Origin of the sequence: Streptomyces sp. NPDC059371 (assembly GCF_042751995.1) — a bacterium.
In the GTDB taxonomy this organism is placed as follows: Bacteria; Actinomycetota; Actinomycetes; order Streptomycetales; family Streptomycetaceae; genus Streptomyces.
On sequence record NZ_JBHYXD010000114.1, the window covers coordinates 1 to 10,880 of the forward strand.

At 72.8% G+C, this 10,880-nt stretch carries 9 protein-coding genes and 1 riboswitch; of the genes, 3 read left to right on the forward strand and 6 right to left on the reverse strand.

Annotated features, from left to right (window positions below; translation table 11 throughout):
• Window positions 1-40: 40 nt before the first annotated feature.
• The gene (locus ACFXGX_RS37480; protein ID WP_384801026.1) at window positions 41-1,330 is read right to left on the reverse strand and encodes a tachylectin-related carbohydrate-binding protein; all 1,290 of its coding nucleotides are present in this window, start codon (window positions 1,328-1,330) and stop codon (window positions 41-43) included.
• 262 nt (window positions 1,331-1,592) lie between these two features.
• Window positions 1,593-1,934, reverse strand: coding sequence for a (2Fe-2S) ferredoxin domain-containing protein (locus tag ACFXGX_RS37485; RefSeq protein ID WP_384801086.1), 342 nt, complete (start codon window positions 1,932-1,934; stop codon window positions 1,593-1,595).
• A gap of 117 nt (window positions 1,935-2,051) precedes the next feature.
• A riboswitch (cobalamin riboswitch) is annotated at window positions 2,052-2,177 on the reverse strand.
• Window positions 2,178-2,274: 97 nt separating this feature from the next.
• Here ACFXGX_RS37485 and ACFXGX_RS37490 point away from each other — a divergent pair.
• Window positions 2,275-3,024: a 3-oxoacyl-ACP reductase family protein gene (locus ACFXGX_RS37490; protein ID WP_384801029.1), complete on the forward strand. Its 750-nt coding sequence runs from the start codon at window positions 2,275-2,277 to the stop codon at window positions 3,022-3,024.
• Between the two features lie 517 nt (window positions 3,025-3,541).
• Here ACFXGX_RS37490 and alc read toward each other — a convergent pair.
• Both alc and allB read right to left on the reverse strand, forming a co-directional pair.
• Window positions 3,542-4,666 carry an allantoicase gene (gene alc, locus ACFXGX_RS37495; RefSeq protein ID WP_384801032.1) on the reverse strand — a complete coding sequence of 375 codons (1,125 nt, stop codon included), beginning with the start codon at window positions 4,664-4,666 and terminating at the stop codon, window positions 3,542-3,544.
• A gap of 86 nt (window positions 4,667-4,752) precedes the next feature.
• Window positions 4,753-6,093 (reverse strand): allantoinase AllB, encoded by a 1,341-nt coding sequence (allB, locus tag ACFXGX_RS37500; RefSeq protein ID WP_384801035.1) that lies wholly within the window; start codon window positions 6,091-6,093, stop codon window positions 4,753-4,755.
• Window positions 6,094-6,438: 345 nt separating this feature from the next.
• On the opposite strand from allB, the gene ACFXGX_RS37505 reads away from it, so the two are divergent.
• Complete coding sequence (locus tag ACFXGX_RS37505; RefSeq protein ID WP_384801038.1) at window positions 6,439-7,242, forward strand: IclR family transcriptional regulator; 804 nt, start codon at window positions 6,439-6,441, stop codon at window positions 7,240-7,242.
• Window positions 7,243-7,349: 107 nt separating this feature from the next.
• On the opposite strand, the gene ACFXGX_RS37510 is transcribed toward ACFXGX_RS37505, so the two are convergent.
• Both ACFXGX_RS37510 and ACFXGX_RS37515 read right to left on the reverse strand, forming a co-directional pair.
• Entirely contained in the window at window positions 7,350-8,036 is a 687-nt protein-coding gene (locus tag ACFXGX_RS37510) for an ABC transporter ATP-binding protein (protein ID WP_384801041.1), read from the reverse strand.
• 89 nt (window positions 8,037-8,125) lie between these two features.
• Window positions 8,126-9,163 carry an FtsX-like permease family protein gene (locus tag ACFXGX_RS37515; RefSeq protein WP_384801044.1) on the reverse strand — a complete coding sequence of 346 codons (1,038 nt, stop codon included), beginning with the start codon at window positions 9,161-9,163 and terminating at the stop codon, window positions 8,126-8,128.
• Window positions 9,164-9,386: 223 nt separating this feature from the next.
• Here ACFXGX_RS37515 and ACFXGX_RS37520 point away from each other — a divergent pair, with 223 nt between their 5' ends.
• The gene (locus ACFXGX_RS37520) at window positions 9,387-10,751 is read left to right on the forward strand and encodes a sensor histidine kinase (protein ID WP_384801047.1); all 1,365 of its coding nucleotides are present in this window, start codon (window positions 9,387-9,389) and stop codon (window positions 10,749-10,751) included.
• The last annotated feature ends 129 nt before the right edge of the window (window positions 10,752-10,880 follow it).

The following is a 10,880-nucleotide window of genomic DNA, read 5'->3' on the forward strand; positions in this document are numbered from 1 at the left end:
GCCGGAAATCGGCGGGGCCTTCGAGGCGTCGGGTGGGGCGTCAGGCGATCTTCTTGTAGCGCAGGGCGACGTAGTCCGAGGCCGGGTGGCCGCTGATGTCACCGCTGTTGATGTTCGCGGTCGAGTAGTTCATGTCCGTCGCCGGGCTGCTCTCGGAGTAGTAGTAGAAGGTGCCCGTGTCCTGGTTCTTCCAGCCCGCGAAGATGACGGCGTGCTCGGAGTAGTCGTTCAGCGCGTCACCGGGCAGGAGGTCGGCCTTGCTGATCTGCGTGCTCGCGCTGGGAAGCGTCTCGGTCGTCAGGGAGCTGGTGAGGTGCCAGGCCATGGAGACGAAGCCGGAGCAGTCGGTGCGGTAGGAGTGGTCGCCGTCGACGTCCGCAGCGGAAGCGCCCTGGTCGTACTGGACGTTGCGGCTGTACCAGTTCCTGGCCCGGTCCATGACCTCGCTGCGGTAGATGGTGCCGCCCTGGACGGACTTCGGCGGCGCCGACGGCACGTAGGCGCAGTTGTTCGCGTAGGCCGACAGCAGGCTCTGGGTCCAGCCGGAGGCATCCACCGGGTCGTCGGAGTGGTACGTGACGTCGCTGCCGTCGCCGTCGGTCGGGTCGGCGTCGGAGTACCAGTACATACCGCCGCTGGTGCGGCCGTAGTAGAGGCCGCCGCCCGGCGAGGAGAGCGAGTCGACCGCCGACCAGCCGCTCGCCTTGAGGACCGAGAGGTCCCAGTCGTTCACTCCGTTGATCTTGTAGCTGAGCAGCCGGCCGTCCGCGGTCGAGGCGACGATGCGGTCGTCGCCCGCCGCGGCGAGCGTCTTGAGGACGAAGCCGGTGTCGATCACGACGTGCTGGCCTATGTGGGCCGAGCCCGCGGGCTTGGGCTGCGAGACGACGTACTGGTGGAGCTGGCCGTCGACGGTGCCGTAGAGGTGGCCGGCTCCGTCGTAGACCATCTTGTCGAAGGTCCAGCCGCCGTCCCAGATCTTGACGACTCCCGCGACCCCGAGGGAGGTGTTGTTCGTCTGGATGTCGACCCGGTAGAGGTCGCCGGTGGTCGACGTGACCAGGACCGTGTTGAAGTTGAGCGTCGCCATCGCCTTGGGCGTGAAGCCGAGGTTCGGGCCGATCAGCGTCTTGACGCGGTTGCCCGTGTCCGGCGCGATCTGCGTGTACGTCAGCCGTCCGTCCGACAGCGTGCCGTACATCGACACGTCACCGGAGCACGACGCGACGGCGTGCGCGGCGCCGGCGGTGGTCGCCACCATGCCGAGGGACATCGCGCCGACGGCGGCGACTGCTGCGGTGGTACGGCGGACGGCGTGGCTGAACTTCATGATCTCTCCTGCGGTGTGAAGTCGAACGGGCGAAGGCACGTCACCGACCGCCCGGCTGCCCTGCAGGTGCAGCCGTGGAGGTCGTCCCGGGTGTGTCGCCCGGTGGCAAGAACTACTTTCGCCGCAGGTCACGAGGGGTGGAAGAGAGATCGACTGGACGCAAACGTCCTTGGCCTGTTACGTCCTGACAGGGCATCGGAAAGCCCCGGGACGCCACACTCGGCACCCCGGGGCCGGCCGGTCCGCGTGAAGCGCGCGGGCCTCAGGAATCCGCCGGGCGCCTCGGTGGGGTGAAGGTGTACAGGTCGAGGATGTCCGGCGGCGGAGCCACTCCCGGACCGCCGGCGCGCACCCAGGCCACGATGTCCTCGGTCGCGTCGGGGTCGTTGACGAGTCCGAGCCAGACGGGCCGTGCGCCGGCGGCCCGGCCCGCGGCGGACGGCTGTACGACGATGACGTTGGCCTGGTCGCAGACGTCGAGGCACTCGGAGACGCGCACCGGTACCTCCGCGCGCAGCCGCGCGGTCTGTGCGGCGTGATCCACTCCGGTCACCTTGGGACTGCCGCAGCAGCAGTCCCGGCACACGACGACCCGGCACGGCACGGGTCCGCCCACCGCCACGGGCTCCCCTGGTATCTCTTCCGAAGGTGTCTCGGGCACAGCACACCACTCCCCTCCCGGGGAGATCCGCCCCGGTGTCGCTCGAGGAGGCGACCGCGTGAGTCTCCTGGCTCCCGGATCTCCGAACGCTCCGCCTTCCCACCCCGGTCGGGGCGGTGGCCTGCCGCAGCGCACTCACCGATCACAGTGGCGGGACCGCGCCGGATTCACACCGGCTTCCTCGTTCCGCCGTCGCCCTATGTCGCCGATCATCATGTCATCCACCGATGTCGATGTCCGTCGGCCGCCAGCGCCTCGCGGCTCCGGCGGCTGGGATGGGTCCATGACTTCTCAGCGAGACATGAACGGCAAGGTGGCCCTCGTGACCGGCGGGAGCCGGGGCATCGGGGCCGCGACGGCGCTGCGGCTGGCCCGCGAGGGCGCGGACGTGGCGATCACCTATGTGAGCGGCAAGGAGGCCGCGGAGGACGTCGTACGGGGTGTCGAGGCGCTCGGGCGCAGGGGGATCGCCCTGCGCGCGGACGCCTCCGACGCGGCGGAGGCCGGCACGGTGGCGGACCGGGTCGTCGCGGAGTTCGGGCGGCTCGACGTCCTCGTCAACAACGCGGGGGTGGGTGTCCTGGGTCCGCTCGCATCCCTGACCCTGGCGGACGTGGACCGGGTGCTCGACGTGAATGTCCGGGGGGTCTTCCTGGCTTCCCGGTCAGCCGCGCCGCACCTCGGGGACGGCGGGCGGATCGTCACGATCGGCAGTTGCATGACACAGCGTGTCCCCGGTCCGGGAGGGACGCTCTACGCGATGAGCAAGTCCGCGCTGATCGGCCTGACCAAGGCACTGGCGCGGGAACTCGGCGGCCGCGGGATCACCGCCAACATCGTCCATCCGGGTCCCGTCGACACGGACATGAACCCGGCGGACGGCCCCTACGCACCGGGCCAGAGCGCACTGACCGCCGTGGGCCGCTTCGGCGCCGCCGACGAGGTCGCGTCGGTCGTCGCGTATCTGGCGGGCAGCGAGGCGGGATACATCACGGGGGCGGAGTTCGCGGTGGACGGCGGACACGCGGCGTGACAGCCGAAGCGCGGGTGCGGGGCGGCCCGGCAGGCGATGCGCTCCTGCCGGGGCAACCCCATGCGGGCGATTCCCCTGCCGGGGGGACAGCAGCCCCTACCGGGGGAGCCCTTGCCGAGGGGACAGCAGCCCCTGCCGGGGGAGCCCTCGCCGAGGGGACCGGCTCCTGCCGGGGGGCAACCCATGCGGGGGGGGGCAGCCGCTACCGGGAGAGCCCCTGCCGGGGGGGCAGCCCCTGCCGGGGGGCAGCTCCTGACGAGGGGCAGCCCCTGCAGGGAGGCAGCTCCTGACGAGGGGCAGCCCGTGCAGGGAGGCAGCCCCCACCGGAGAGCCCCTGCCGGGGGGACCGGCTCCTGACGAGGGGCAGCCCATGCGGGGCCAGTCCCTGCGCGCGATGAGCCCTGGGGGCAGCCCCTCTCGGGGAGGGGGGAGTGTCCACGGCGCAGGGGCCCCGTCCGGGCGGCCTCTGCGCGGGCCTCGGCGGCACTATGCCCGGACGGGGGCGGAACCGGGTCGCTCAGCCGCCCAGTTCCTGGTGACGTGCCGTCAGGCGGGACTCTCCCTCCTCCGTCAGGGAGCCGAAGAGGCGCAGGCGGGAGACGCCGCCGTCCGGGAAGATGTCCACGCGCGCGTGTGTGGCGACGGCGGGTGCGGCGAGGGTGAAGCGGTGATTGGTGTCGGGCTGGAGCCGGGTGCGGGGCAGGATCTCCGTCCACTCCCCCGCGTCTCCGTCGTCACCGTCGCGCACCGACACCGAGGCCCATCCGGCGCTGTTGCCCTTCAGATACGCCGTGTCGATCTCGATGGCGCGGATCTCGGACCGGGCGACGAGCCTGTAGCGGATCCAGTCGTTGCCGTCGTCGCGTCGCCTGCGGGTCTCCCAGCCGTCGTCCATCTTGCGCGAACGGCCGGGCTGGATGGTGTTGGTGGCGGGTGAGTAGAAGAGGTCGGAGGCGTCCTCGACCTGTCCGCCGTTCTCCAGGGCGACCACGTCGAAGGTGCCGAGGGCGGACAGCCAGCGCGGGTCGGGCACGACCTCGCCGTACACCCGCAGCCGCGCGATGCCCCCGTCGGGGTGCTGGTTGACCCGCAGGTGGGTGAAGCGCTGTTCGACGGAGACGGCGAACCCGTTGGCCGCGTGACCGCCGACCGGCGTGCGCGGTACCAGAGTTGTCCACTTCACCTCGTCCGCCAGGAGTTCCCCGGGTGAGGGTGAACCGGGCACCGAGGCGCCCTCGACCGACACCGCCTGCGGATAGTTGCCGCGGAAGTGGGCGGTGTCGACGACGATCCCGCAGATCACACCGGGGGCGCCGAGCCGCACCAGGGCCCAGTCGTGGTCCTCGGCGGTCGGCCACGGGTGCTCGGCGGAGGCGCCACGGCGCCGCCGGGTCTCCCAGCCGTCCATGACCTTGCCCTTGTGACCGAAGTGCTCGGGGTCGAACGCGGCGGCCCCGGCCACGAGAAGGTTCTCGCGCTGGGCGAAGAACTCGTCGTTGGCGGCGACGACGCCAGCGCCGAGCTGCCGGTCCGCCAGGTTGGCGTACCGGGTGAAGGGGAAGTCGGCGGTGCGGTAGTCCGCGTACGGGTCACCGCCTCCGTAGGGGTGCGCGTCTCCGGTGAAGCTCTGGGTCGCCGTCACGGTGATCAGGGGTTCCTTTCGGGAGTCGGCCGCCGCGGGGCGGGAGGATCAGGTCGGGGCGAGGGGATTCCGTCGGAGCGGAAGGATCAAGGCGTACGGGTCAGCAGGTGACCCCGCGGATCGGTGAACTCGCCGTCCGCGAAGACGCGTTCGCCGCGCAGCCAGGTCGACTTCACGACACCGCCGAGGGTCCTGCCCTCGTACGCCGTCACCCGGTTGCGGTGCTGGAGCGCGGCGGGGTCGACGGTGAAGGTCTCGTCGGGGGCGAACACCGCGAAGTCGGCGTCGTGGCCCACCGCGATGGCACCCTTCCTGCCGCCCAGGCCGACCAGTTCGGCCGTGCGGGAGGACATCCAGCGGACCACGTCCTCCAGCCCGTGACCGCGCCCGCGAGCTTTGGTCCAGACGGCGGCGAGACTCAGCTGGAGGCCGGAGATGCCGCCCCAAGCGGTCGCGAAGTCGTCCGTCTTGAGGTCGGCGGTCGACGGGGAGTGGTCGGTGACCACACAGTCGATGGTGCCGTCGGCCAGCGCCTGCCACAGCAGGTCCTGGTTGGCGGCCTCGCGGATGGGCGGGCAGCACTTGAACTCGCTGGCGCCGTCCGGGACTTCCTCGGCGGTCAGGGTGAGGTAGTGCGGGCAGGTCTCCACCGTGAGCCGGACGCCGTCCGCCTTGGCCGCGGCGATCCGCGGGAGCGCGTCGCTCGACGACAGGTGCAGCACGTGCACCCGCGCGTCGAGACGCCTGGCCTGCGCGACAAGGTTCTCGATGGCGGTGTCCTCGGCGTCCCGGGGGCGCGAGGCGAGGAAATCGGCGTACCTGCGGCCGCCCTTCCGCGGGGCGGCGGCCAGGTGGTGCGGGTCCTCGGCGTGCACGATCAGCAGGCCGCCGAAGCCGGCGATCTCGGCGAGGGACCGGGCGAGCTGCTCCTGATCGAGTTCGGGGAACTCCTCGACCCCGGAAGGCGACAGGAACGCCTTGAACCCGAACACCCCGGCCTCGTGAAGGGGTTGGAGATCCTTGACGTTGCCGGGCAGCGCGCCGCCCCAGAAGCCGACGTCGATGTGCGCCTTGGAGCGGGCGACGTCCTGTTTCGTACGGAGGTGGTCGACCGTCGTCGTCGGCGGAAGGGAGTTGAGCGGCATGTCGATCAAGGTGGTGATGCCACCGGCGGCCGCGGCGCGGGTCGCGGTCCAGAAGCCCTCCCACTCGGTGCGGCCGGGGTCGTTCACATGGACGTGGGTGTCGACGAGTCCGGGCAGCAGGACGTCGTCACCGAAGTCCTCGAACCGGGCGCCGGACGGCACCTCGGCGTCGTACGGCAGCACGGCCGTGATCGTCCCCGCGGCGACCGCGACCGAAGCGGCGCGCGTCCCTTCGGGCGTGATGACGCGCGTCGAGCGCAGCACCAGTTCGGCATCGGACACCCGGACCCCTCTCTCCGCCGCCGTCGGCTCCCGTTGCCGTCGGGTTGCTTCCGCGTAACGGAATTCAACTTTCTGTTGAAGAAGTCTTCACCTCGGCCTCCGCCCCGTCAAGGGCTCATTTCTCCACCCTTCCCCGGCCCGGCCGACATCCGCCTCCGCTGCGCCCCGATCGGATGTTTTCCGCATAATGAAATCTCGATTCCGACAGGCAGAAGTAGCCTTGCCCTACCCGGTGGCCCGTCGACTGCCGGGTAGGCTGCGCTTCTGCCTGCCCGCCACCCGCCGCCGCCCCCTTCGAGAGTCTTCGGGTCACCCCGCTCGATACCGCGCCCCGAAAGGACCGCCGTGCCGCCGTCCAGCGCCAGCACCACCGGCCCCCGATCGTCCGCTTCCAGTGGCGGCGTCCAGTCCCTCGAGCGCGCCTTCGATCTGCTGGAGCGCATGGCGGACGCCGGGGGCGAGGTCGGTCTGAGCGAGCTCTCCGCGAGCAGCGGGCTGCCGCTGCCCACCATCCACCGGCTGATGCGCACCCTCGTGGTCTGCGGATACGTACGGCAGCAGGCCAACCGCCGGTACGCCCTCGGCCCCCGGCTGATCCGCCTCGGCGAGTCCGCCTCCCGGCTGCTCGGCACCTGGGCCCGCCCCTATCTGGCGCGTCTGGTGGAGGAGACCGGCGAGACCGCGAACATGGCGCTGCTCGACGGGGACGAGATCGTCTATGTCGCCCAGGTGCCGTCCAAGCACTCGATGCGCATGTTCACCGAAGTGGGCCGCCGGGTGCTCCCACACTCGACGGGCGTCGGCAAGGCGCTGCTGGCCCACACCCCGGACGACGAGGTGCGCGCACTCCTCGCCCGTACGGGAATGCCCGCCGCGACGGAGAAGACGATCACCACTGCGGACGGCTTCCTCGCCGCGCTCGACGAGGTGCGCCGGACCGGTTACGCGATCGACGACAACGAGCAGGAGATCGGCGTCCGCTGCCTGGCCGTCCTCGTGCCCGACTCCCCGACCGCCGCCGCGATCTCGATCTCCGGCCCGGCCGGCCGGGTCACCGAGGCCGCCACCGAGAAGATCGTGCCGGTGCTTCAGCAGGTCGCGGTGGAACTGTCGGAGGCCCTGGCCAGCTCGGGCCCGGGCATCGGCTGACCCGAACGCCGACGACGGCCGGGTAGCTCCGCCGCTGGTGTCGCGGCAGGGCGCCTCCGCCCTCGACACCACGACCGGGTCACTCCGTCCCTGGTGTCGGGGCCGGGTCACTCCGCCCCCGGCACCGCGACCGGTGTCCCCAGGCGCCCGTCCCTCATCTCCCGTACCGCGTCCGCCTCGCCGAGGCGGGCGCGGTCGTGCGTCACGAGGACGGTCGCCGTCGCGCGTTCACGGGTGAGCCGCAGCAGCAGATCGAGCACCGCCGTCCCGCGTTCCTGGTCGAGGGCGCTGGTCGGCTCGTCGACCAGCAGCACCGAGGGCTCGTTGACCAGCGCGCGGGCGATGTTCACCCGCTGCCGCTGACCGCCGGACAACTGGTGCGGACGCCGGTGCGCCAGGTCAACGAGCCCCACCTCGGCGAGCAACTCCCGTGCACGCCGCGTAACTTGACGGCGTCCGTCCAGGTGGCCCATCACCTGGAGCTGTTCCAGCACGGTCAGCGAGGGCAGCAGGTTGGGCTGCTGGAACACGATGCCGATCTCGCGCCGCCGCAGGACGGCCCGCTCGGCGGAGGTCAGCGCCCCCGCCTCCGTACCGCCGACGAGGACGCGCCCGCGGTCCGGGGCGACCAGGGTCGCGGCGACCGCGAGGAGGCTGGACTTGCCGGATCCGGAGGGACCGACGACGGCCGTCGTCGTGCCGGCCGGCACCCGCAGGCCGACACCGTCCAGAGCGGTCAGACGGCCGTCGCCGTCGGGGTAGGTGAGGGTGATGTCGTCGAGGGTCAGGCTCACGCGGCACTCTCCTGTGCGTCGGTCCTGTACGTCGGTTCGGCCGGTCCGGAGCCCCGGTGCGGGGCCGCCGGCGAGCCCGGCCGGGGTCCTCATCGGGCGCTCGCCAGCGCGGTCAGGGGGTCCACGGCCGTGACCCGGCGGACGGCGAGCCCAGCGCCGAGCGCCCCGAGGGCGATCGTCACGGCGGCGGGTCCGAGCACGGTCGTGACGTCCAGGGCGTACGGCACGTCGCCGCCCCGCACGAGTGCGCCGGCGCCGGCCGCGAGCCCGCTGCCGAGCAGCGTCCCGGCGGTGAGCATGAGGACGGCCTGGCCCAGCGCGTCGCGCAGGAGGTACGGCGTGGAGGCGCCCAGCGCCTTCAGGACCGCGATGTCGGGCGACCGCTGGATCGTCCAGACCGTGAAGAACGCCCCGGTGACGAGAGCCGAGATGACGAAGAGGAATCCGCGCATGAGCTGGAGCGAGCCGTTCTCGGCGCGGTAGGAGCCGATGGCGGTGAGGGCCTCGCCTCTCGTGAACGTCTTCGTGCCCGCGGCGCGGTCTCCCGCCCGCAGATCGGCTCCGTCGGTGCGCAGGGCGAGGACGGTCGCCGGACCGGAGAGGTCGGTCCACACGACGGGGGTGTGGCTGTACGAGGCATGGCCGGCCACGGCCGCGACGGTCAGCCCGGCGCCGCCGAGCACCACCCGGTCGCCCGGCCCCACACCGAGCGCCGCGGCGGCCTTCTCGGACAGCACGGCACGCCCGGGGGCGACTCCCGCCGGGGCGATGCCCGCGCCCGGCCGCACCGCGAAGGACGACACCGCGGCCGTACGGTCCCCGGCGGCGGCGTTCAGGGTGCGGACGCCGATCGGCTCGGCCGAGGTGACGCCGGGCCGCCCGGCCCAGGTCTCCCGGGCGCGGGCCGGCATCGGGGCGCCGGTGAAGGACACCGGCTGTCCCGCGGCCGGCGCGGCGAACGCGAGATGGTCGGCGGGCAGGGCGGTGACCGCCGAGGTGTTCTCCTCGGCGAGCCCGGCGGTCAGCCCGGACAGCAGGCCCACGAGCAGGGTGATCAGTACGACCACGGCTCCCATCAGGGCGAACCGCCCCTTGGCGAACCGTAGGTCTCTCCATGCGACGAACATGCTCCGAGCCTGCCGCCCGGACCCTGTCCGGGGCATCGCACCGGCGCATGCTTCAGCCGGGCCGAAGGAGGGCGTCCGGACCGCCGGGAGACGCACCGGGCGGAACCGGAGGACCGTCTGCTCACGGACCGGGGAGGGGGAGGGCGCCGGCGAAGGGAGCGGCCCTCTTTCAACCTTTCGGTTGACCGGGGCCGGCCGCTGTCCCGCCTACCCTGGAACGACCATGAATGTCCCCCGCCACTCCCCCGTCGTCGCCACCCTGCGGCTGTGCCTGTACGTCCTGCTCGCCGGCCTTCTCCTGCTGGCCGCCGTCCGTTCCGGGGACACCGGGCACCCGACGGCTGTCGTCCTGTCGGTCCTGGTGACGGGCGTGGTGCTCGTGGCGGGCGCGGTCTCCCCGACGGTGCACCGCTCACGGCGTACGGCCGCGCTGTGGGTGGCCGCCCTCGGCACGAGCTGGCTGGTGCTCGTCGCGCTCTCACCGGACGGGCTGTGGGTGGCCTTCCCTCTCTACTTCCTGCAGCTTCACCTGTTGCCGGTGCGCTGGAGTCTGCCCGCGGTCGCCCTGACCGCCGGGGCGGCCGTCGCGAGCTTCGTGGCGCACGGCGCTCCCCTCACCCCCGGCGCGTTCATCGGCCCGCTGCTCGGGGCGGGGGTCGCGGTCGCCACGGTCCTCGGGTACGAGGCGCTGTACCGGGAGAGCGAGCGCCGCCGCGAGCTGATCGAGGAGCTGATCGCCACCCGTGCCGAGCTGGCCGAGGCCGAACGCGCCGCGGGCACGCTCGCCGAGCGGGAGCGACTGGCCCGGGAGATCCACGACACGCTCGCCCAGGGCCTGTCCAGCATCCAGCTCCTGATGCGGGCCGCCCAGCGGCTGCTGCCCGCGGACTCCCCCGCCGCCCCGCACGTGAAGCAGGCCCGCGCGACCGCGCAGGACAACCTCGCCGAAGCCCGTCGCTTCGTCCGCGCGCTCACCCCTCCCGATCTGGAGCGCGGTTCGCTCGCCGCCGCGCTGGAGCGGCTGTGCCGGTCGGCCGCCGTGGACACGCCGAAGGTCCGCTTCTCCGTGAGCGGCACGCCGGCCGGGCTCCCGACCCCGTACGAAGTGGCCCTGCTGCGGATCGCCCAGTCGGCGCTCGGCAACACGCTGCGCCACGCGCACGCGGATCGCGTGGAGATCACGCTCAGCTTCATGGACACCTCGGTCGCGCTGGACGTGGTGGACGACGGCACCGGCTTCACCCCCGGCGACGTACGGCCGGGCCGGAACCGTCCGGACCGGCACCACCTGAACCGGGACCGCCCGGACGGAGACACCGCGGACGGCGACACCACGGACAGGGACTCGGCGGACGGGGACGCGGCGGGCGGAGACTCCGCCGACGCGGACATCGTCGGCGGAGACACGGCGGACGGGGGCTTCGGTCTGCCCGCGATGCGTTCGCGCGCGCGGTCGCTGGGCGGGACGTTCACCGTCGAGTCGGCTCCCGGTCAGGGCACCGCGGTGGCGGTCACGCTGCCGCTGCCCGTGCCCGCCACCGGGGAGCCGGCCGACGCGGACCGCAGCGCCGTCGGGAGCCGGGCATGACCGTCCGACTGCTGCTCGCGGACGACCACCCCGTCGTGGGCCCCCGCGGGGCCGCCGGGGGGTGCCCCGAGCCCGCGAGGGCGATCGCGCGCGTGGGGGCGCCGCGCGGGGCGGCGGGGGGGCGGGGCG

Bases quoted from the DNA above. Each gene is read 5' to 3' on its own strand.
- ACFXGX_RS37490 (WP_384801029.1), top strand. From the start codon at position 2,275: ATGACTTCTCAGCGAGACATGAACGGCAAGGTGGCCCTCGTGACCGGC.
- ACFXGX_RS37515 (WP_384801044.1), bottom strand. From the start codon at position 9,163: ATGTTCGTCGCATGGAGAGACCTACGGTTCGCCAAGGGGCGGTTCGCC.
- ACFXGX_RS37520 (WP_384801047.1), top strand. From the start codon at position 9,387: ATGAATGTCCCCCGCCACTCCCCCGTCGTCGCCACCCTGCGGCTGTGC.
- ACFXGX_RS37480 (WP_384801026.1), bottom strand. From the start codon at position 1,330: ATGAAGTTCAGCCACGCCGTCCGCCGTACCACCGCAGCAGTCGCCGCC.